Origin of the sequence: Emcibacter nanhaiensis, from assembly GCF_006385175.1 — a bacterium.
Classification (GTDB): domain Bacteria; phylum Pseudomonadota; class Alphaproteobacteria; order Sphingomonadales; family Emcibacteraceae; genus Emcibacter; species Emcibacter nanhaiensis.
In genome coordinates this window covers 370,908-392,373 of record NZ_VFIY01000018.1, presented here as the reverse complement: position 1 = coordinate 392,373, position 21,466 = coordinate 370,908, and the positions used below count along the sequence as shown (strand labels likewise).

The 21,466-nt window shown below is 52.9% G+C and carries 16 protein-coding genes and 1 other RNA gene; 6 read left to right on the top strand and 11 right to left on the bottom strand.

Annotated features, from left to right (window positions below; genetic code table 11):
• Window positions 1-147: 147 nt before the first annotated feature.
• The 3 genes from FIV46_RS15950 to FIV46_RS15940 form a co-directional block, all read right to left on the bottom strand.
• A complete protein-coding gene (locus tag FIV46_RS15950; protein ID WP_281280530.1) occupies window positions 148-2,694 on the bottom strand; it encodes a P-loop NTPase fold protein in 2,547 nt (848 codons plus the stop codon).
• 623 nt (window positions 2,695-3,317) lie between these two features.
• Window positions 3,318-3,722: an XRE family transcriptional regulator gene (locus tag FIV46_RS15945; RefSeq protein ID WP_139941918.1), complete on the bottom strand. Its 405-nt coding sequence runs from the start codon at window positions 3,720-3,722 to the stop codon at window positions 3,318-3,320.
• A gap of 3 nt (window positions 3,723-3,725) precedes the next feature.
• A complete protein-coding gene (locus FIV46_RS15940) occupies window positions 3,726-4,082 on the bottom strand; it encodes a type II toxin-antitoxin system RelE/ParE family toxin (protein WP_139941917.1) in 357 nt (118 codons plus the stop codon).
• A gap of 309 nt (window positions 4,083-4,391) precedes the next feature.
• On the opposite strand from FIV46_RS15940, the gene FIV46_RS15935 reads away from it, so the two are divergent.
• The gene (locus tag FIV46_RS15935) at window positions 4,392-5,249 is read left to right on the top strand and encodes an SDR family oxidoreductase (RefSeq protein WP_139941916.1); all 858 of its coding nucleotides are present in this window, start codon (window positions 4,392-4,394) and stop codon (window positions 5,247-5,249) included.
• Here FIV46_RS15935 and FIV46_RS15930 read toward each other — a convergent pair whose 3' ends face one another.
• From FIV46_RS15930 to FIV46_RS15915, 4 genes are all read right to left on the bottom strand, one after another.
• Window positions 5,250-5,909, bottom strand: coding sequence for an HD-GYP domain-containing protein (locus tag FIV46_RS15930; RefSeq protein WP_139941915.1), 660 nt, complete (start codon window positions 5,907-5,909; stop codon window positions 5,250-5,252).
• A 117-nt stretch (window positions 5,910-6,026) separates the two neighbouring features.
• Window positions 6,027-6,650 carry a class I SAM-dependent methyltransferase gene (locus FIV46_RS15925; RefSeq protein ID WP_139941914.1) on the bottom strand — a complete coding sequence of 208 codons (624 nt, stop codon included), beginning with the start codon at window positions 6,648-6,650 and terminating at the stop codon, window positions 6,027-6,029.
• A 646-nt stretch (window positions 6,651-7,296) separates the two neighbouring features.
• Window positions 7,297-9,183, bottom strand: a complete 1,887-nt coding sequence (locus FIV46_RS15920) for a chloride channel protein (protein ID WP_139941913.1) — start codon at window positions 9,181-9,183, stop codon at window positions 7,297-7,299.
• Between the two features lie 34 nt (window positions 9,184-9,217).
• Window positions 9,218-9,715 (bottom strand): thioesterase family protein, encoded by a 498-nt coding sequence (locus FIV46_RS15915; protein WP_181163272.1) that lies wholly within the window; start codon window positions 9,713-9,715, stop codon window positions 9,218-9,220.
• A gap of 285 nt (window positions 9,716-10,000) precedes the next feature.
• Between FIV46_RS15915 and FIV46_RS15910 the strand changes: the two genes are divergently transcribed.
• The gene (locus tag FIV46_RS15910) at window positions 10,001-13,564 is read left to right on the top strand and encodes an AsmA family protein (RefSeq protein ID WP_139941911.1); all 3,564 of its coding nucleotides are present in this window, start codon (window positions 10,001-10,003) and stop codon (window positions 13,562-13,564) included.
• A gap of 8 nt (window positions 13,565-13,572) precedes the next feature.
• Here FIV46_RS15910 and FIV46_RS15905 read toward each other — a convergent pair whose 3' ends face one another.
• The 4 genes from FIV46_RS15905 to ssrA form a co-directional block, all read right to left on the bottom strand.
• Window positions 13,573-13,794, bottom strand: coding sequence for a ribbon-helix-helix domain-containing protein (locus FIV46_RS15905; RefSeq protein WP_139941910.1), 222 nt, complete (start codon window positions 13,792-13,794; stop codon window positions 13,573-13,575).
• Between the two features lie 24 nt (window positions 13,795-13,818).
• On the bottom strand, window positions 13,819-15,429 hold the full coding sequence (locus FIV46_RS15900; protein WP_139941909.1) for a fumarate hydratase: 1,611 nt from the start codon (window positions 15,427-15,429) through the stop codon (window positions 13,819-13,821).
• Window positions 15,430-15,858: 429 nt separating this feature from the next.
• A complete protein-coding gene (locus tag FIV46_RS15895) occupies window positions 15,859-16,377 on the bottom strand; it encodes an SspB family protein (RefSeq protein ID WP_139941908.1) in 519 nt (172 codons plus the stop codon).
• A 143-nt stretch (window positions 16,378-16,520) separates the two neighbouring features.
• Window positions 16,521-16,872, bottom strand: a transfer-messenger RNA (tmRNA) gene (gene ssrA, locus FIV46_RS15890).
• 71 nt (window positions 16,873-16,943) lie between these two features.
• Here ssrA and FIV46_RS15885 point away from each other — a divergent pair.
• The 4 genes from FIV46_RS15885 to FIV46_RS15870 all read left to right on the top strand — a co-directional run bounded on the left by FIV46_RS15885 (window position 16,944) and on the right by FIV46_RS15870 (window position 21,466).
• Window positions 16,944-17,738 (top strand): thymidylate synthase, encoded by a 795-nt coding sequence (locus tag FIV46_RS15885; protein WP_139941907.1) that lies wholly within the window; start codon window positions 16,944-16,946, stop codon window positions 17,736-17,738.
• On the top strand, window positions 17,735-18,244 hold the full coding sequence (locus FIV46_RS15880; RefSeq protein ID WP_139941906.1) for a dihydrofolate reductase: 510 nt from the start codon (window positions 17,735-17,737) through the stop codon (window positions 18,242-18,244). Before FIV46_RS15885 ends, FIV46_RS15880 begins: the two co-directional genes overlap by 4 nt.
• A gap of 174 nt (window positions 18,245-18,418) precedes the next feature.
• Window positions 18,419-20,050 (top strand): GAF domain-containing sensor histidine kinase, encoded by a 1,632-nt coding sequence (locus FIV46_RS15875; protein WP_139941905.1) that lies wholly within the window; start codon window positions 18,419-18,421, stop codon window positions 20,048-20,050.
• A gap of 210 nt (window positions 20,051-20,260) precedes the next feature.
• On the top strand, window positions 20,261-21,466 hold the full coding sequence (locus tag FIV46_RS15870) for a sensor histidine kinase (RefSeq protein ID WP_181163271.1): 1,206 nt from the start codon (window positions 20,261-20,263) through the stop codon (window positions 21,464-21,466).

Sequence of the window (21,466 nt, the reverse complement as noted above, 5' to 3'; positions counted from 1 at the left end):
CAGAGAAAAATGAGGGCTAGGGGAGCGTACGAGCATAGGGGGCTCAAGTAGCCCAAGTGGGAGATAGGCCCCTCAGAGTGGTCTAGAAATTTGGTGGGGTAGGGAGATAATGATTATAATCATTGTCTTCGATGGCACAATAAGGGCTCACCCTGAGTTCTCTTCTAGGAAGAAAATAATGTCATGTTTGTAATCTCTATAAGTTACGGCCTCCTGATTTATAATAATTTGTTTGTCTTGCGTCGCAAGGTTGTCAATTTCAGCTATTAACTCAGCCTTATATGTTTCAATATGCTGTGCAAGTCTTGTTGTGTTGAGTACATCCTTATATACGTCGTTTCGAAGCACACGTTTGTCAGAATTATATTCGACTGTAGAACCAGAATTAATTAGGAGATAGTCAAGAAAGTACTGGTGTGCACTTTTAGATTTTTCAGGATTAAATATTAGATTGAATAAGTAGTCATTATAAACGGCATTTATACCTTGTTGGTGACTACTACCTTCCAAGTCATAAAAACCACAGCCGATACCAAAGTCTTCTTTAGTGCTCCCAAGCTGATAAGAAATAAAAGCTTTAAGTTTAGTTTTTGTGCTCTCTACCGCACTAGTTATTGTTTCCACAGTGCAGGAATTTTTAATATATTCTGTTCGTCCACCACTAAGCTCATCAAGAGATAGACTATCGATTTCCGCAAATATGTTTATTTCTTTGTCGATGTATAATTCTGCGAATTTTGAGAAAACGGTTTGAGAAATTTCTTGCATTACGTCAACAGTCCTAATGAAAGGTTCTGTTTCACGGTAGCTCTCTCTGAAAGTTAATAAAGCACGATCAATATTAAAATATCCACCACTTCTATCTGGTGAGATATATAACCTAAACAACATTAAATCATATAGACCAAGAATACCTCGCTGATCCGCTAGCAATTTATCGATAATACCCTGCCCCTCAAATTTCTCGAGACCTAATATCCTATGGGCCAATATCTTCAAGTTTTCAGGAGTATTGTGTCTTCCTCTATCAGCTTTAAAGTCCCAACCTACAGCGTCCAAAATACTTAATAGCCTTATGGGTAGCTCAAAGCGAATTCCGATATTGATATCACTTATTTCAAGTGCAGAATGTAGGGGGAAATAGGATATTAATCTCAAGATCAAGTTATCGGCATCTTGAAGAGAGTAATCTTTTGAGATAGATGCTATTTTATTCGAGAGGTTAAGCCACAGTAGACCATACTTGGTTTCATCTCCTAGTAACTCCTCCTTATCTTGGTATAGGCCTTCAATGGTTAGGGTTCCATGATGAATATCATCGATCACCTTCAGTTGATATTTATGCGAACTTTCTTCTGGTGGGAGGCGTTGCTTTGTAATCATGTCTAGATATCTTGGGAGGTTCCCAGGAAATTTTGCAGCTATTTTCTCTATATCTTCTTTATCTTGATATTTGTATTTGTCTCTTGAAAAGATCTGTTCCAGCAGAAAATCTGCGGCTGGATCAAGTCCTCGCTTAAAGGCATAATATGCTTTATCCTTTTCTGTAGGTTCTTCATTTTTATCGCTAGCTCCTCTTGCAAAGTATCCAGAAGTGGTGCCCGTTTCGACTTGATAAATATGCCTGAAAACATGCGGGTAATTTATGTAAATTAACAAAAGGTGCAAAAAATCTGTCCCATCGACATATTCCACTCCCTTAATGTCCAAAAATACGATGTGATTAAGTAGGCGTTTTATCTTACGAGGATCTCTTATTATCTTTTCGTAATAATAGGTATTGTCTGGTTTTCCGAGATAGTCGAAGAATTTTTCATGATATTGTTCGTTTTTAATACCCAACATCACTTCAATAACTGCTTTGAGCTCTAATACAAATTCTTCTTTGTAGTTAAGAAACAAGCGTTCTTGTAAACGCATCATCAATGCGCTCAAATATTTTGCCAGCTCGTCCGTTTCAATAAAAATTGGAACCTTTATTTGTACAAATTTTTCTAAAAATTCGAGTAGGTTTTCAGTGTTTCCTGCTTCGTTACTAGCTATTGCGACACAGTTCTCAGAACATCTTGCTTCGGCTTTTTGGTTAAACTTAACGTCCATGTTTTGAAGCATATTTTGACTGTCGTAACAAACAACATAGGAAATGTTTGGAAGGTCAAAGGCCGACTTCATCGAATAAAGAATTTGTTTTGCTTCTTTGTATGAAATTCTGTCCAAGTCTTCGATAAAGACAATAAGTTTTACTTCTTCTCGTTGAAGAAAATTCTCTAATTGCAGTTTATAGCCATCGTTAAAAAGGTAATCGTTAATTCCAAATTGAAAGCCAAATATTGTTACACTAGATAACCCTCTTAGATATCTTGAATATCTGCCTAATAATGGTGTTAACTCAGGGATCGGAAACTCTTTTGAGATCGCGTGCACAGTTTCTTCGATAAACCTATCACTTAAGTTCTCTCCTTGAGGAAACTTGAGCGGCTCAAAATTGAAAACTACAGGTTTGATCTTATACTTGCCATCAAGATTTTTCTCCCAATGACGCCGCATCAGGTTAAGAAAGGAGGTCTTGCCCAATCCCCAAGGAGCGTCCAGCCCGAAGACCATACTTTTTGTGGAACCTATATCATAAATCTTATCTGCAAATTTCTCTGCTTGCTCACGTAGATCTAGTAGGTCGTCATCCGGCTCGGTAATAGGCTCATCAGAAAAGATGAGTCCAATCTTTTTTTAGGTTGAGAGTAACTGTTTCTGAGGATCGACATGAAAGTTGTAATTAGAAAGACACCCAGAAGGCCTGAGAACACAAAGGATATAGTATTCATATCTGTGTGATGAAGAATTTTTAAGTATAGGGGTGTTCCGATAAGGCCGGCGTTAAGTGAAAGACACAGGCCTATAAAAGCGGCGCCTAAAATATCGAAGCGAAGATGCTTGATTAGCTTGAAAATAGGTTCCAGGACTTCCTCAAAATAGATGAAGAGCAGTAGAAAATAGGCTAGGAACACTGTTGCTATTCTGTATGAAGTAAAAAGAAATTCATGGCCGCTTATGTTATCATAAACAGCGAGATAAGTTGCAAACGCCAACTGGGAGAATTCACCAATCAAGAGTCCTGCAATAAAATACTTTGCGTAGAAAAAGATTGTGAAAGGAAACATCGATTTAGTCATATATTTTCCCCATCCCCTAAATTTATGAGACCAAAACACCTAATATCTTTGGTTGCATAATCATTAATCGAAAGGAATGGCACGGATACCCTAATTTCGTTATCTGGGCTAAGGATACTATAGCCGGATCACAAAATGGGAGCAGGCTCAGACGGAGGTTTCTTTCGCCACTGCCGCACTGTTTTCGCTGGCAGATTCCTTGTCTTCCTTGGCCCGCTGGCCGAAGACCAGACGTTCTTGTGCTTCTTCACCCAGTCCGTCCAGCACTATCGGCGGCTGGCCGGGGAAATCGACCACCAGCTTAAGCTCGCCGCCCACGGCCTTTACATATTGACGCAGGGTGGAGAGCAGCAGGTCGCTACGTTTTTCGAACTGGGCAACGGTGGCCTGCTTGACGTGGAGTGTAGTCGCTACTTTTTCCTGGGTCAGCTCTCGCGCCTTTCGCAGTTTTTGCAGGGTGAGATGTTGTTCCATGCGGTCGGCCGCGGCCTTGATCCGCTTTTGTCGTTCTGGTGAAAATGTCGCCAGTTTTTCATTTAAAGTAGTGCCCATGACCTATACTTTCCGCTTTTTTAAAAAGAGGTTGATGCGATCGTTCGCAATTGTAATACGATGAACAAGATTATTTTCTGCCGCGTCTAAATTGCCTCTGGCCGTAAGAAGGATGACCATACGGTTTGGATCAAAATAGAAGAAGATTTCCCAGATCTTATCTCCTGTAGGGAGATACAGATCCTTTATATCTGCAAAGCTCCAATTATAGATGGGTTCTTCATGGTGTTGACCCAATTGAGGGCCATCTCGTTGCAATACTTCTGCTGCTGCCATTATAGCGTCCTGCACATTTTCCGGATAGCCATTGAATTCATTCTCGAACTCCTCGCAAAATTCTACGATCCATTCTTTCTGCATAGTATAGCCTATAACCTATATAGCTTTCAAGTTATAAAATACTCTCAAAGAGGGAACTGGAAGAATTTTACGCTATTTATGGGTATATGTCACGATTAACGAAAAAGGGATTGTCTCTCTCAATCCACCAGTAGCACCTCCTTTTTGGACACTTAGCTGCCATCACGTTGCCCCAGCTGAACCGGTTGGGAGCCTTTCCGCATTCACTATGCGCGGCCCCTGTTTCCGGGATTTCGTCACTTAGTTTTTTGTCAGCACCCGAAAAATCCGGTAAAAAGGGACGTCACACAAACAAAAGGGGAGTGGACCATGAAAATAGCGGTAGCGGCGGCGTCGGGCGAACTGGGCCGGCTGGTGATGGCGGAGCTTTTGAACAGGATGCCGGCGGGCGACCTGGTGGCGGTGGTGCGGAGCCCGGACAAAGTGGCGGACCTCGCCGCCCGGGGCGTGGAGGTGCGCCGGGGCGACTATTCGGAGCCCGCGAGCCTGGACGGCGCGCTCGAAGGCATCGACCGGCTGCTGCTGATCTCCTCCAGTGAGGTCGGAATCCGCGTCGCCCAGCACGGCAATGTGGTCGACGCCGCGAAACGGGCCGGGGTCAGCCTGATCGCCTATACCAGCCTGCTGCATGCGGACACATCGCCCATGGGCCATGCGCCGGAACATTTCGCCACGGAAGAGCTGATCCGGGCCAGCGGCCTCCCCTACGCGATGCTGCGCCACACCTATTATATGGAAAATTACACCGGCCGGATTCCGGCGGCGCTGGAGAGCGGGGTGCTGCTCGGGTCAGCCGGGGACGGGCGGATTTCCGCCGCCACCCGCGCCGACCTGGCGCTTGCCGCCGCCATCGTGCTGACCGGGGAAGCGTCCGGCAACTCCGTCTATGAACTGGCCGGGGATGAATGTTTTACCCTCAGCGAGTTTGCGGCGGAGCTCGGCCGCCAGACCGGGAGGGAGATCATCTACAGGAATATTCCCGAAGCGGACTATGCCGCCGCGCTCGAGGCCGCCGGGCTGCCCACGTTTCTCGCCGAAATGCTGGCGGAGTCCGACGCCGGCATGGCCGAGGACGGCCTGTTCGACGACAGTCACCAGCTCAGCACCCTGATTGGCCGACCGACGACGGGCATGGTGGAGAGTGTGGAAAAATTTTTGAGTCTTTAATCAATGATATCGTCGGCCTTCATCGAGCAGGTCGCCGACCTGGTCGGTCAGGGTGAAGACCTCGTCCACATTGCTCTCCAGGCAGTCGAGCGCGGCCAGCACCACCTCCGGCGCCATCTGGTGCGGGGTGTGGCTCATCAGGATCTGGCCCACTTCGCGGGTGCCGGCGGCGGTGCGGTAGGTGCGTTTGGACATCAGCGCCGAGATCACGTCGGCGACGCCGATGATCTGGCCGCCGAGTGAAATCTCGTCGCCCCTGAGACCGCGCGGGTAACCGCTGCCGTCGAGCCGTTCGTGATGTTCGCCGACCATGCGGATCACTTCCTGGCTGACGTTGAGTTTCTCCAGCAGGCCGGTGCCGACGTCCACGTGGGTCTTGACCAGTTCATATTCGTGATGGGTGAGCTTGCCCGGCTTGGCCAGCAGGGCGCCGGGCACGGCATGTTTGCCGATGTCATGCAGGTGGGCCGCCAGCTTGATCTTCTCGATCTCGCCCGGCAGCACACTCAGCCGTTCGGCGATGCGGGCGGCAAGCTCGGCCACCATGACCAGATGTTCCTGGGTATAAAGGTCGCTCAGGCCTGTGACGTGAAGCAGCGTGTCTTTGACGATCTCGTCCGTTTGCAGCATCTCGGCTGCCGCGGGTTTTTTATTTTTCATTGCCCCAATTCCAACCAATTAAATTCTGTCAATCAACCTAGGCGGGATACTGTATCTGACAGAATTTAACATTCCCTTAAAAGGGAGTTAGGGGGAGCGCAAGCGCGGGGACCCAAATTATTCCGGCTTCCGCGCCACCATAAACACCGCCTTCATGCCGCCCGGGTGCCAGTCATGCTCGATGGTGAAGCCGGCGTCGGTCATGGCGTCGCGGTAGGCGGTCTGGGTGAAAAAGCTGACGGCGGGGAAGATGCCGATCGCCCGGCCGAGGGGCATGATCGGCTTCATGAAGCGCATGCTGTCACTGAGGCAGGCGGTGCTGGTGACATAAATGCCGCCCGGTTTCAGCATCCGGAAGGCGTCCCGGATCGCGCCCGGCCAGTCCCCCACCAGGTGGATCAGGTTCAGGGCCAGCACCATGTCGACCGAGCCGTCCGGCTGGCCCGGCTCTTCCACCGTGGCGCGCTCGAAAGTGACATTGTCGATGCCCTGTTCTGCCGCCTTGGCGCGGGCGATATCGACCATATTCTGTGAGAAGTCGGTGGCGCGGATATGCTTCACGTAGGGCGCATGCAAAAGCGCGGTGGAGCCGGAGCCGCAGCCCTGTTCCAGCACCTCCATGTCGGGGCGCATATAGCTCCGGGTGATGGCAAGCTTTTTCTCGTAGGTCGCCATGTCCGAGATTTTGGCCCTGGCGTATTTCTCGGCCTTTTTGTCCCAGAATTTTTCCGATTTATCCATGATGGTCCCCGATGAGTGGTAGCGATAAGCGCCGATACAGCCTGACATCCACTGCCGGTGCAAGTCAATTAAGATAAAGGCGAATTTTTACGGGATGAAGAAAGATATATGGATGTCGGTTTTTTAAAGCAATTTCTGCCATACCGACTTTATCGCCAAATAGATATTCGCAATTATTTTCCGCAATAGATAATAAATTAGAGCGATGCATAAAAGGCCTATCATCGGCCCATATTGCGGGTTCGTGATTTCAATATGTACCGGAAAAACTAGAAAGGCTACGCCGGGCACGAGCATCAGAAGTAGATAGATGACAAGATATTCAAAAGTTGTCCGGATGTATTTTGTCACTTTTGTTTCCTTGGCGCCTATTTGAACTCACATCCACATTTTTCGCATTTTCGGGTGATCCAGATAGGCCCCGGCCACAGATCGAACAGAATGGGTTCACCCGGCTTTCTTCGCCATATCTGGAAGCCGCAATTCTGGCAGTTTTCAGTAATCATCAGGATAAAGATAAATAAAGATGATCCAACCATAATCGGGTTGCTCATGGCCGCTCCCAAGAAGGACATTGCCCAAATCAATAGTAATTCTATCCAGCATCTAATTTGATATTTCATTGTAAGAATTCCCCCTTAAGAAATTATTTCTCGTAATCCTCCAGAAGCGCCTGGTTATAGCGGCGCAGCACATCCTCGAGATGGACGATGCCGATGATTTCCCGGCGCACCTCGTCGTCGATCACCGGCAGGATTTCCTCGCCTTCGCGGGCGAACAGGTCGTTGGCATGCTCCAGATTGTCATTGGGCAGCAGCGGTTCATGGACCCGGCGGCAGATGTTGATGGCGTGTACCGGCCGTTGCTCTTCCGGGATGAACTCCTCGCCCGCGTCCTCGGCCTCAAGGCGCTTTTTCTCCTGCTCGGCGCGCGTTTCCTCGCGCTTGCGGTAATAGCGCCTGAGCTCCGGGAAGGTGATCTGGCCGACAATGCGGGCCTGCTCGTCAATAACAAACAGGTTGTTGTGGCCTTCCTCCAGGATCAGGGTGCGCACCCGGTCGAGCCCGGCTTCCTCACCCACCGTGGCGTAATCGTCGCGGATCAGGCCGCGGACCTGGGTGGTGCGCATCAAATGCCGGGCCATGCCGCCCTCCAGGTCGACGCCGTGCGCCTTCATCTGCAGATGGAAGAAGCTCGCCGCATGCAGGTAATGGTGGGTGATCAGGTTGCTGATCACCACGGCCACCATCAGCGCGGCGGTAATCTGGTAGTCGCCGGTGAGCTCGAACACGATCAGGATGGTGCTGATCGGGGCGCCGAGCACCGCCGAGCAGACCGCGCCCATGCCGACAATGGCATAGAGTCCCTGGCTGCCGGAGAGCTCCGGCGCGATCCGGGTGGCGATGATGCCGAAAGCGCCGCCGACCATGGCGCCGAGGAACAGGGTCGGGCTGAACACGCCGGTGCCGAAGCGGAAGGCGAGGCTGATGCTGGTGGCCGCGGTCTTGGCGACAATCAGCAGCAGCAGGAGGGTGAGCGGCAGCGCTTCCTTGAGGGCGCTGTCGGTGGTGCCGTAGCCGACGCCGAGGATATAGGGGCAGAAAATGGCCAGTCCGCCCACCGCGAGGCCGCCGAAAATGGGCCGGGTCCAGTCGGGCAGGCGGCTGGTCTCCATCACTTTGGCGGCCACATTCTCGGTAAAGAAGACGCTCCTGATGAAGATGATGGCGGCGATGGCGCTGACCACGCCGAGGATCAGGAAGGCCGGGAATTCATAAAAGCTGGAGATCTGGTAATCGGGAATGATGAAGGCCGGATAATCGCCGAGGTGAATGCGGGAGATGATGGCGGCGGTGACCGAGGCAATCACGATCGGCGCGAAGGCGTGCAGGGCGTAATGGCCGAGCACCACCTCGAGGGCGAAGAACACCCCGGCAATGGGGGCATTGAAGCTGGCGGAGGTGGCGGCGGCGACCCCGCAGCCGAGGATGGTGCGGGCCACGCTGTCCGAGAGATGCAGGCGCTGCGCAAACCAGGAGGCGATGGTGGCGCCGAGATGCACCACCGGGCCCTCGCGGCCGGCGGCGGAGCCGCTGCCCAGCGCAATGGCGGCGGCAACGGCGCTGACCAGGCCCTTGGCCGTAGGGATGCGGGTATGGTGCAGGGCGTTGGCCTCGATCACCTCGACAAAGCTGTAGGCACGGTTTTCCCGGAGGATAAAGCGGTAAATCAGGGCGACAAACAGGCCGCCGAGGGTGGTGGCGAGCAGGATTTTCCACCATACCAGCGCCATGACATAGTCGAGGATATTTTCCGCGCCGGTCTCCAGGGTATGGGCCTGGACCAGCAGGATCAGCTTGCGGAACAGGATTGCTGCATAGGCGACAAACACGCCGATCAGTACCGCAAGCACGGTACTGACGACCTTGTCATGGGTGCGGATATACTGCCGGGTGTCCCGGCGCAGCAGCAGGAGCGGCGCTTTCAGGAAGCGGGGCAGATGCAGGAAATGCTTTTCGTATTTATCTGCCATGACGCGCGGGGCGGTGCTCCCTGGGGTTGACTGTTCAGCCTTTTTTCGGCCGGCGGATGCCGATGGAGCGCCCCTTTTCCCGCGGGGTCGGATATTTCAGATGCTCCTCGTAGACCCTGCGCAGACATCTTATCTGTTCTTCGGAAAAGCGGGTCGGCCGGCGCTCGTCCACATCCACATGCAGGGAAATCTGTTCCATGGTGGCGGACAGGAGATGTTCCTCCTTGTGCACCAGGCGCATGAAATAATGGATGAACTTGCTGTCCATGTCGAGGAACTGGAAATGCACCTTGACCGGGGCGCCCTGGTTCAGTTCATGCTGGTAGGTGACGTGGTTTTCCAGGGCAAACATGGAGCGGTGGCTGGTGCGTACATAGTCCAGTCCAAGATCCACGGATTCCAGAAAATTATTCAGGGCCTGGTCAAACAGAAGGATATAATAGGCCATATTCATATGGCCATTAAAATCAATCCACTCTTCTTTTACGGTGGCTTCGAGCATGACCGGACCGTATTGTTCTTCTCTCGACATAATCAAGCCCTTGAAGCTGGTCCTGAAGCGGGTTTCCTCTAGCATTTTGTCTTATTTTTGTCATTTATCCCCGATTGAAAAAGAGTTGTCATCCCCTTTTTGGTAATTTTAGCCAAAAAACATAAAATATGCTGTGAAATTAATTATTTGTCCGCAAGCGCGACATATTATTGCCACTGTTTGTGCGTCATGTATAATTTGCGAACACCACCGCTCACAGAGATGAAAAACAGGCCGAAAAAGGCCTGAGACATGACTGATCCTTGGGGAAAGGCAGAATAAAAATTGAAAAAGGTAGGAATCGGGCTCGCCATAATCGTTGTCCTTCTCCTGGGCACCCTTCTTGTGGTCCCGGGCTTCATGGACTGGAACCAGTATAAAAGCCAGATCGAGGAACAGGCCTCCCGCCTGACCGGTCGCAATGTGCGTATTGCCGGCGATATTTCCCTGTCGATTCTGCCGTCCCCGGCGCTCAGCGCGGGGGATGTGAGCGTCTCCAACATTGACGGCGGTATCGCCGCGCAGATGCTGACCCTGAAGGCGCTTGATGTGAAGGTGGCCTTTTTTCCGCTGATCCGGGGCAATATCAAGGTCAAGAAATTCATTCTGGTGGAGCCGGTGCTGGCGCTGGAGCTTTTGGCCGACGGGCGCACCAACTGGGACTTTTCCGACCCGAACGCCCCGGCGGAGAAGGGGGGGGGCGCTGACCTCAGCCTGGAGAAATTCCAGATCAGCAACGGCACCGTGAGTTATGAGGATGTGGCGGCCGGGCGCAAGGAACTGCTGCGCAATATCAATGCGGACCTGTCCATCAGCAGCCTGCAGGGGCCCGTGAGCTTGGACGGCAAAGCCAAATACAAGGACCTGCCGCTGGCGGTGGCGCTGGAGATGGGCAAGATGCGGGACGGCCGCAAGGTGCCGTTGACGCTGGAGGCGTCCTATCTCGGCGACAAGGTGACCGGCAAGTTTATCGGCGGCGCCCTGCTGGATAGTGAGAACGGCGAACTGGACGGCAAGCTCAGCCTGGCGGCAAAGGACCTGTCCGACCTGGTGGATGTGATGACGGCGCTGGGCCGCAACGGCGAGCCGGACGTGCCTGCAGTCCAGTCGGTGGACTATAACAAACCTTTCAGTATGGAGACCGGCGTGAAAGCGACACCCTCCAGCCTGACCTTGTCGGAGCTGGATCTGACCTTGGGGGAAACCCGCGGCCAGGCTTCGCTCAATGCCACCTTGGGGGAACGGATCAGCTTTGACGGCAAACTGGCGCTGAACAGCATAGAGCTGGAGCCCTTCCTGAAGATCATGGAAGCCCAGGCTGCGGCCGACAGCAAGGCCGCCAAACTGGTGCCTGCGGAGCAGAAGGCACCGGATTACAGTTTCCTGGAACAGGTGGACGGGACCCTGGACTTCAGCCTCGGTGCACTGAAATATAATGACAAGATCGCTAGCCAGATTTCCCTGAAGGCGACCGCTGCCGGCGGGCAGATCGAGATCAGCGACGTCCATGTCAATATGCCGGGAGGATCCGACTTCTCCTATGCCGGGGCAGTGAGTTTTGACGACCACCACCCGGTGCTGAGCGGCAAACTGTCCCTGGTCTCCGGTAACCTGCGGGGGCTGCTGGAATGGCTGAAAGTGGATATCTCCGCTATTCCCAGTGGGCGCCTGACCCGGTTTTCCTTTGCCAGCGACGTGCGGGCGACGGAAAAACTGATCCAGGTGTACGGCATCAGTGGCGTGGTGGATACCTCGCGCTTTTCCGGGGGGCTGTCCTATGCGGTCCAGGACCGGCTGGCGCTTGGTCTGGACATGAAAGTGGACAATGTCAACCTGGACAGCTACCTGCCGGCCAGAGATCCCAAGGCTGAACCGCTGGACCTCAAGGCCCTGCTTGCCCCGCTGGGCGGTTTTGACGCCAACTTCATCCTGGCGGGCAGCAATGTCACGCTGCAAAACAGTAAAGTCTCCAGTGTGCGGGCCGAAGGGGTGCTCAAGGGCGGCAACCTGCGGCTGACCCAGTTTGACCTCAAGGATATGGCCGGACTGGATGTTCGGGCGACCGGCGACGCCAGCAGTCTGGCCGACACCCCCCGGATGTCACTGGACCTGTTTGCCTCGGCCAAGGACCTGGGGCGGTTGCAGCGCAGCCTGAAACTGGAAAACGGTGTGGACCTGAAAAATATGGGTGCGTTCAGCCTGACCGGAACGGTAAAAGGCGGGCTCGACAGTCTGGCGCTCGACCTGAATGGCCGCCTCGGCACCAGCACGGTCAAAATGGCCGGCGATGTACGGGCCGCGACCCTGAAGCAGCTCCCGGAAGTGGGCAGCGTGGACCTGAAGATCGATGCTTCGGGCAGCAGCCTCAGCGCCCTGATTGACCAATGGAACCTGCCCATGACGGCGCCGCTGTCCGGGGACGACCGGCCGGTCAAGATTGCCGGCACGGTCAAGGGCAGTGAAAAAATGCTGAACCTGGACGGCAGTCTTGCCATTGCCGGGGGCACCGTGACCTTCAAGGGGCGCACCCAGGCTCAGGCAGAAGGACGAAGTTTCGATTTGGCGACGGATGTCAGCAGCAATGATGTCAGGACCTTTGTGCGCGGGCTGGGGGTCGATTTCCGGCCGTCCCGGAAGTCTCTTGGCAAGCTTTCTTTGAAGAGCCAGTTGTCAGGCACCGAGAAGAATATGAAACTGCAGAATATTGCCGGTAACATCGGGACCATCAAGGTCAACGGGTCCGGCGCGCTGGACCTGGCCGGGGATATTCCAAAGTTTGATCTTACCCTGACTGCCGGGACCATACCCCTGCATCACTATCTGGCGGACGAACCGGTCAAAAAAGCCGGGGCGGACAAGAAATGGGGCGACTGGTCGAAGGACCCCATTGATCTGGAGCCGCTCCGCTCCGTGGAAGGCAAGGCGACGGTGACTGCCGCCAGCCTGACCTATAATGACTATGTGTTTGAAAATCCAAGTTTCGTGGCCGAGCTGAAAGGCGGCAAGCTGACCATTCGCGACTTCACCGGCCGCCTGTTCGGGGGCGCGGTGAAAATGGCCGGCAGCCTGGGGGGCACCAATATGGCGGAACTGGATCTGGATATGTCTCTGACCAAGGCGTCCCTGTCCCAGGCGACCAAGGTTGCCGGCGGGATCAGCCCGGTGACCGGCTATTTCGATTTTGACGGCAAGTTTACCGGCAAGGGGATCAGCCAGAATGCGCTGGTCTCTTCGCTGGCGGGCACCGGCAACCTGACGGCGTCCGCGGGGATGATTAACGGACTGGATATCCCCAAACTGAGCAGCCAGCTGTCGGACATGAAATCGGCCGGGGATTTTGTCAAACTGCTGGCCGTGTCCCTTGGCAAGGGACAGACCCCCTATAAAGGGGGCAAGAGCACCATCACCATGAAAAACGGCATGGCCCAGTTCAGTCCCATGGACCTGGAGCTGGAGGGCGCCAAGACAGGCATCAACCTGGCGGTGAACATGTTCCAGTGGAAACTGGATATGGACGGCAGCTTGTCGCTGGTGGACCATCCCGATGCGCCGCCCCTTGGCCTCAGCGCCACTGGGGCGATCAATAGCCCGAAGCTGCAGTTTCAGACCTCCAGGATCAAGGAATATGTGGCCTCCAAAATCGCCTCCAACATGTTGCAGAATATGATCGGCGGCAATGAAGGGCTGAAGGGTATCTTTGGCGTGCCGGGAACCCAGCAGGAAGGGACGACTACCGAACAGGCCCCGGCGGAGGAACAGCCGAAAGAGACGCCTGAAAACCTGGGCCGGAAACTGCTGGAAAAGCTGTTCCAGAAACCGGAACAGAAAGAAGAAACTCCGCCCCAGTAAGAGGCGGACTAGTTCTTCAGGGCGTTCTCAAGGACAAAGATGCGAATGGCGCTGGACAGGTTGCCCTGCCGGGTCTTGTCGATTTCGGTCACCAGTTCGCCAAGGCTCAGGCCCTGCGCTTTGGCGAGCCGTTTAAACTCCCGCCAGAAGATATTTTCCAGTGTGATGCTGGTGGCATGGCCGGCGATGAGCAGGGAATGTTTTTTCAGCTCGTGATCATCGCCGGGCATTGTTCCAGTTCCTAAATATTCTGCCTAGATATTCTGGAAGAAATCGTTGCCCTTGTCGTCGACGACGATAAAGGCGGGGAAATCTTCCACATCGATTTTCCAGACCGCTTCCATGCCGAAGTCCTCGAAGTCCAGCACTTCCACTTTCTTGATATTGTTCTGGGCCAGGATGGCGGCCGGGCCGCCGATGGAACCAAGATAGAAACCGCCGTGTTTTGCGCAGGAATCTGTGACCTGTTTGCTGCGGTTGCCTTTGGCCAGCATGATCATGCTGCCGCCCAGGGCCTGGAAAGCATCCACATAGCTGTCCATGCGGCCGGCGGTGGTCGGGCCGAAGGAGCCGGAGGCATAGCCTTCCGGGGTCTTGGCCGGGCCGGCATAATAGACGATGTGGTTTTTCAGGTAGTCGGGCATGGGTTCCCCGGCCTCGATCTTTTTCAAAATCGCGGCATGGGCCAGGTCGCGGGCGACCACAATGGTGCCGGTCAGGCTGAGCCGGGTCTTGATCGGATACTGGCTGAGCTGGGCGCGGATTTCGTCCATGGGCCGGTTCAGGTTCACTTTGACCACGTCGCCGCCCAGGTCCTCATGGGTAACGTCAGGCATATATTTGGCCGGGTTGGTCTCCAGCTGCTCGAGGAAGATGCCGTCCCTGGTGATCTTGGCCTTGGCCTGGCGGTCGGCGGAACAGGACACACCGATGCCGATCGGCACGGAAGCGCCATGACGGGGCAGGCGGATCACTCGCACATCGTGGCAGAAATATTTGCCGCCGAACTGGGCGCCAATGCCGAAATTGCGGGTCATTTCATGAATTTTTGCTTCAAGTTCCGGCACCCGGATGGCGTGGCCGAAGCTGTTGCCTTCGGTTGGCAGGTTGTCCAGGTCACGGGCGCTGGCCAGTTTGACGGTCTTCAGGTTCATTTCGGCGCTTAAGCCCCCGACGACAACGGCCAGATGATAGGGCGGGCAGGCCGCCGTCCCCAGGGTGCGGATTTTCTCATCCAGGAATTCAAGCAGCTTGTCTTCGCGCAGTACCGCCGGGGTCTGCTGATGCAGGAAGGTCTTATTGGCGGAACCGCCACCCTTGGCCATGAACAGGAATTTATATTCATTGCCGGGCACCGTATAGAGGTCGAGCTGGGCCGGAGCATTGTTCTTGGTGTTCTGTTCCTCGAACATTTTGATCGGGGCCAACTGGGAATAGCGCAGGTTGGTGTGGGTATAGGTATCGACCACACCCTGAGTCAGTGGCTGGCCATCGTCACCGTCGGTCCAGACATATTGACCTTTTTTGCCGATCACGATGGCGGTGCCGGTGTCCTGGCAACTGGGCAGGGTCATGCCGGCGGCTACATTGGCGTTTTTCAACAGTTCAGTAGCGACGAAGCGGTCATTGTCGCTGGCTTCGGGATCATCCAGAATGCTGGCCAGCTGCTGTAGATGGCCGGGGCGCAGAAGGTGGGCGATGTCGCGCATGGCTTCCCGGGCGAGAAGGCGCAGGCCTTCCGGCTCGACTTTCAGGACTTCCTTGCCGTCGACTTCGAGGACGGAAACATAATCGGAGGTGATCTTCCGATAGGGCGTTTCGTCTTTGCCAAGAGGATACATATCTGTGTAATTGAGATCGGTCATTTAACCACCCTTCCTATACAGGCCAAACCAGAGTCAGCTTCTAACTATAGAATTCGGGGCGGCTCGCCAAGCCAAAATTCGGAAAATTTGCCGAGAACCGGGAGAGCGGGCCCCCGGGTCATTAAGGAATGTTTCGGTTATGTTGCACTAATCCGGCATAGTGTTAACAAAATAGCGGGCAAGCGATTTTGCGGTGACATAAAAAGTTAACAACGGGGCAGTTTTAACTTTTTGACAGGCGGATTTTATGTTAGATTATTATACAGTTCTTTTATGCAACACGGGTCCATATGTGGGGCAGGGACGACGTCTGTGTGCAGGCAGTTGGGCAGAGGGAAAATCCAGGAAAACCGAGATAAATATCTACGCTAAGCAGACGATAATCAGATTAGTTTATTTTTGAAATAATGCAGGGTTTTCCCTGCATTTTTATTTTTTGCGGAAACTGTCCAGGGTAACAACATTATCCCCGTCCTCACTTTCCTTTCCACCGCCAGCTTTTTCTTCGTTGTCGCCGGCGACGCCCGTCAGGGCAGTCATCTCGTCCATGCCTTCAGGGGTCTCTTCGTCCTCATCCTCCATGGCGTCGATTTCATTGCTGTGGAAATGCAGGCCAAAATCCACGCTGGGATCAAAAAATCCGATCAGGGCGGCATAAGGCACATAAAGATGTTCTTTTTTGCGGTTGAAACTGAGCGAGATTTCAAAATGTTCGTCATCCGCCAAGAGATCCCAGAACTGGTTCTGGAGAACAATGGTCATTTCGTCGGGATAACGTTCCCGCAGGTAGGGAGGGATTTTTACATCCGGATTATCGGTCCTGAAGGTGATGTAGAAATGATGGTCGCCCGGTAACCCATTGTCTGCGGTATGCTGCAGGATATCCCTGACCACCGACAGCAGGGCGTTCTGAACCATTTCATCATAATGGATTGTCGTATCATTCATCCCGATAACTATAGACCTTTTTCGTTGCACTGGGGATCAGGTTTCATCGAATCCCTTTTCACCGTTTATAACGGCTAATAATTCCTGTTGCGAGTCTGAATTTGGTCGGCAGGTCGGGAGAATATCCATATGGGCAGGGGTAAAGTGAAGGGCTTCTGTTGCTAGGTGCCCTTCGAACCCCGCGTAGCGTATGCTATTAAGCTGCTACAGCAAATGCTTCGTTATCGTTAGCATTTATCAAGTTTGACCCGTCACAGCGGTATCATGCTGGGCAAAAAGACTATCTTTATCACGCACGTCGATCCTAATTTCGCCCCCATCATAAAAACATGCTCAAAACCGGTCTTTAAACACGAATAAGGAACATTATTCTTATGGTGGAGGCGCCGGGTACCGCCCCCGGGTCCGAAACGTCTATTCCATAGGCTCGTTTATTGCCATAGTTGGTTGCCCAACATCCCTAATATAGGGATTGCGGGTTAAAATTTAAATAGCCATCTTCAGATTTTTATGTAATGACCTATATAAGAATTACAGACTTCCAAAGGTAGGAATTCAAAGGCAAAATGCGGCAATATCAGGATCTCATGCGTCATGTCCGGGACAATGGCGTAAAAAAGGAAGACCGGACCGGAACCGGTACAGTCAGTGTTTTCGGGTATCAGATGCGATTTGACCTGGAACAAGGTTTTCCCGTCCTGACGACAAAAAAGCTGCACCTTAAGTCCATTATCCATGAATTGCTCTGGTTCCTCGCCGGTGACACCAATATCGGGTATCTGAAGGAAAAGGGTGTCAGTATCTGGGACGAATGGGCTGACGACCAGGGCAACCTGGGGCCGGTTTACGGTCATCAATGGCGGTCCTGGCCGGCCCGCGACGGCGGCACCATCGACCAGATCACCAAGCTTGTGGAGATGATTAAAACCAACCCGGATTCCCGGCGTCTTATCGTGTCCGCCTGGAATGTCGCCGATGTCGACAATATGGCCCTGCCGCCGTGCCATTGCCTGTTCCAGTTTTACGTGGCGGACGGCAAGCTGTCCTGCCAGCTCTACCAGCGCAGTGCCGATATTTTCCTCGGCGTGCCCTTTAACATCGCGTCTTATGCGTTGCTGACCATGATGCTGGCCCAGGTTGCCGGCCTGAAACCGGGTGAATTTGTTCATAGTTTCGGCGACGCGCATCTTTACCTCAACCACCTGGACCAGGTGGAAGAGCAGCTCAGGCGCAAGCCTTTGCCGCTCCCGCAAATGAAGATCAATCCGGACGTCAGCGATATTTTTGACTTCAAATTCGAGGATTTCGAACTGGTGGATTATGAAGCCCACCCCCATATCAAGGCACCGGTGGCAGTATGAGTGTAAAAGTATCCCTGATCGTGGCAATGGCGGAAAACCGGGTTATCGGCAAAGATAACACGCTGCCCTGGCGGATTTCCTCGGACCTGCAGTATTTCAAGGAAAAAACCATGGGCAAGCCGGTGATCATGGGGCGCAAAACCTTTGACTCCATTGGCCAGCCGTTGCCGGGCAGAACCAATATCGTCATTACCCGGGATACTTCTTTCGGGCCCGAAGGCGTGATACCGGCTTTCGAGCCGGAAATGGCGCTGGATGTGGGGCAGAGCCTGGCGGCGGCCAAGGGACTGGAAGAGGTCATGGTCATCGGCGGCGCCCAGATATATGATCTTGTCATGCCGCAGGCGGACAGGCTGTATCTGACCCTGGTCAAGGGGCAGGTTGAAGGGGACGCTTTGTTTCCCGAGTTTGAGCATCATGAATGGCTGGAGTATTCCCGCGAAGACAGGCTGGCGGGCGAAAAAGACAGTCATGACTATAGCTTACTGGTTCTGGACCGCCTGTAATCCCCCTGTTAATACATTAACTTGTTAAGAGCGTTAATAAATCGTTAACGCTCATTAGGCTATTCTTATTATAAGACAAACAATATAATATTTCGAAATTTCGCGTACCCAACCCGCATAGGCCGGTCAGCCGGGGGTTTTTAATCGGAAAAAGGCATTTGGGATGTTGTAACAATGACACCTGTAGAGGCAAAAGTCACCGATGATCTGGACCTGGTATTTCATTTCAAAAATGAAATAAACCCGGCGTCTGGTGAGGATGATTTTGTCGTTGAAGACTATAAGGTACTGAAAAGGGATCTGTTTCATGCAGATCCCGGCAATATTATCGGTCATTTTACGCCGGATTTTATCCCCAGGTCTGTTCAAAAGCAAATTCGCCGGAGCATGCTGAACGTTCTGCGGAATGGTCAGGCAATCACCGAAATCATCCAGTGGTCTGAAACCCGGGAGAAGCCTTCAGCTTTTATTTTCGATGATGATGAAGTCCAGTGGGTCAAGCATCATATCGTTTCGCTGGGTGGTGACCGCTTGCTTGTACTTGTCAAGGACGAGACGCCGCAGATGCGCCGTGATCTGCTCTATGCCAGCCGGGCCCGCACCCTGGAAAAACTGGCTGCTGGCAAGCCCCTCAAGGAGGTGCTTGAAGTCCTGGCCCTGACGACAGAAGAAAATTTCCCGGGAATGATGTGTTCCATTTCCCTTTATGACAAGGAAAAGGGGCTCCTGAAATACGGCGCGGCCCCCAATGTGCACGAGACGCTTCGGCAGAAGCTGGTTGAGGGAATACCTGTCGGACCGGGTATTGGAGCCTGTGGGCGGGCGGCGGCAACCCGCGAGATCGTTATTACCGAAAATATTGAGACAGACCCCAATTGGGAGGGTTATCGCGACTTGGGACCGGAATATAATCTGGCCTCTATCTGGGCTTTTCCTGTTTTTTCCAGGGACGCCGAAGTGCTTGGCACATTTTCGTTATATTGTCCGGTACCCAGTTCTCCCTCGGCAGAAAGCCGCGAAATTATCCAGGAATGCGCCCATATTGCCGGGATCGCCATCAGTCACAGTGTTGCGGAATATAAAACCCTTCTGGCGCTGGAGGAAGCCCGGCAGGCCAACAAGGCGAAAACCGAGTTTCTTGCCAACATGAGCCATGAACTTCGGACGCCGCTGAATGCCATTCTCGGCTTTTCAGAAGTCATGTCGGAGCAATTGTTTGGCGCCCTGTCCGACAAATATCGCGACTATGCGGAAAAAATTCACAAGTCCGGCACACTCCTGTTGAGCCTGATTAGTGATCTGCTCGATGTATCGCGCATTGAGCAGGGTAAATTCAAGATCGAAAAAGAGTCCATAGATGTGGATGAAATGATCGCCAGCACACTGTCGGTTGTCGAGGAGTGGGCCTCCGAGGCCGGTGTCCGCCTTCGCCGCAAACCGGGCAAGAGCAGCTGCAAATTGATGGCTGACAGACGGGCAATGCAGCAGGTGCTGCTCAATCTTGTTTCGAATGCCATCAAATTTACCGGTGCCGGCGGGGAAGTCACGGTATCCTGCTCTGACTGTTCCCGGAACAAGATTTCACTGGTCGTGTCTGATTCCGGTATCGGTATCCCTGAGGAACAGATTGTCAAAATAACCAAGCCCTTCCAGCAGGTGGGGAATATCTATTCCCGAACCTACCAGGGCGTGGGGCTTGGGCTCTATATCGTCAGTGAGATTGTCAAGCTGCACGAAGGTGTGCTTGATATTGAAAGTACGCCGGGTCAGGGCACTACCGTACGGGTCACTCTGCCTCTGTCCTGAATTTTCTGCAGATTGTCCTGCAATCACAGGTTGGATTACCGAAAATTTCCTTCTTGGCATGGGGGAATGTTACAGAATTATGACTTTAACGTGAACTTTAAGGCTCCGTAACACTCTTTTAACAAAAACTGCCAATTATCTCAGGCGGATAGTCAATAAAGTTAATAATTTAGTTGGGTAAAATAATAAAACTGAGGTTCGCGGATGATCATGTCTATGGAAGACAGGGTGGAAATTCTGGCCATTGATGTGCCTGTGGTCACCCCCAATACCTCCTGCGAGGAAGTCTATCATCTGTTTCAGGAAGATCCGGACCTGCTTGCGGTCACGGTATTGCAGGATGGCCAGCCCATTGGACTTGCCCACCGGACTGACCTGACGCTGGCGCTGGCGGACCGTTTCGGCAACGCCCTGTTTGCCCGCAAACCGATCTCTACCCTGATTACCGAAACGCCGCTTATTGTCGACGCCGGCAACAGCATCGATTTCCTCAGCAATATGCTGGCCTATGACGCCACCCATGCCCTGCAAAAGGGGTTTATTATCTGCAGGGGGTCGGAATATATCGGCGTGGGAACGGCTATTTCCCTGTTGCAGGCCAGTATCGAGCGTACCCGGCGCCGGGCCGAAGAGCTGCAAAAAGCGAAAACCATTGCCATTCAGGCCAATAAAAGCAAATCCGCCTTCCTTGCCAATATGAATCATGAACTGCGCACCCCTCTCAATGCGATTATCGGTTTTACGGAGATGATCCAGAAGGAAGCCTATGGCCCGATCGAGCAACCGGAATACCGGGAGTATGTTGATATCGTCAACGCCAGTGGCAACCATCTTCTGAATGTGATCAATGCCATTCTGGACATGTCCAAGATTGAAGCCGGCAAGATGGAAATGCGCGAGCAGGAGTGCGATATTTTTGATCTGGTGCAGCAGGTTTCCCGGATGATGACGTCCACGGCCGGCAAGAAGAATATAGGCCTGGAGATGGATTTGCCGGACGATCTTCCCGATTTATGCTGTGACCCAACCATGGTCCGCCAGATCCTGTTGAACCTGATCTCCAATGCCATTAAATTTTCTCCGGACGATACGGTAGTCTCCCTGACCGTGCGTGTTACCGACTGCGGTAATATGGAAATTTCTGTGCAGGATCACGGGGTTGGTATTTCCCGGGAAAATATAGAAGCTGTGGTCAAGCCATTCTTCCAGGTCGATGGTGACCTGAACCGTGCACAGGAAGGGACCGGCCTGGGGCTGTCCATCGTCAAGGCCTATCTTGAATTGCACCAGGCGCGGCTGGATATTGAGAGCGAGCTGGGCCAGGGGACCAGAGTTATTGTGACCTTCCCGCTTGCCCGTGTCATCTGCGTGGAAAAGCCCTGCTGTGATGCCGACGCTGCGGCAATTGCCGAATAA

Excerpts from the sequence above, each read along its gene's own strand:
- FIV46_RS15945 (WP_139941918.1), bottom strand. The coding sequence starts at position 3,722 with ATGGGCACTACTTTAAATGAAAAACTGGCGACATTTTCACCAGAACGA.
- FIV46_RS15940 (WP_139941917.1), bottom strand. The coding sequence starts at position 4,082 with ATGCAGAAAGAATGGATCGTAGAATTTTGCGAGGAGTTCGAGAATGAA.
- FIV46_RS15935 (WP_139941916.1), top strand. The coding sequence starts at position 4,392 with ATGAAAATAGCGGTAGCGGCGGCGTCGGGCGAACTGGGCCGGCTGGTG.
- FIV46_RS15930 (WP_139941915.1), bottom strand. The coding sequence starts at position 5,909 with ATGAAAAATAAAAAACCCGCGGCAGCCGAGATGCTGCAAACGGACGAG.
- FIV46_RS15925 (WP_139941914.1), bottom strand. The coding sequence starts at position 6,650 with ATGGATAAATCGGAAAAATTCTGGGACAAAAAGGCCGAGAAATACGCC.
- FIV46_RS15920 (WP_139941913.1), bottom strand. The coding sequence starts at position 9,183 with ATGGCAGATAAATACGAAAAGCATTTCCTGCATCTGCCCCGCTTCCTG.
- FIV46_RS15915 (WP_181163272.1), bottom strand. The coding sequence starts at position 9,715 with ATGTCGAGAGAAGAACAATACGGTCCGGTCATGCTCGAAGCCACCGTA.
- FIV46_RS15905 (WP_139941910.1), bottom strand. The coding sequence starts at position 13,794 with ATGCCCGGCGATGATCACGAGCTGAAAAAACATTCCCTGCTCATCGCC.
- FIV46_RS15900 (WP_139941909.1), bottom strand. The coding sequence starts at position 15,429 with ATGACCGATCTCAATTACACAGATATGTATCCTCTTGGCAAAGACGAA.
- FIV46_RS15895 (WP_139941908.1), bottom strand. The coding sequence starts at position 16,377 with ATGAATGATACGACAATCCATTATGATGAAATGGTTCAGAACGCCCTG.
- FIV46_RS15885 (WP_139941907.1), top strand. The coding sequence starts at position 16,944 with ATGCGGCAATATCAGGATCTCATGCGTCATGTCCGGGACAATGGCGTA.
- FIV46_RS15880 (WP_139941906.1), top strand. The coding sequence starts at position 17,735 with ATGAGTGTAAAAGTATCCCTGATCGTGGCAATGGCGGAAAACCGGGTT.
- FIV46_RS15875 (WP_139941905.1), top strand. The coding sequence starts at position 18,419 with ATGACACCTGTAGAGGCAAAAGTCACCGATGATCTGGACCTGGTATTT.
- FIV46_RS15870 (WP_181163271.1), top strand. The coding sequence starts at position 20,261 with ATGTCTATGGAAGACAGGGTGGAAATTCTGGCCATTGATGTGCCTGTG.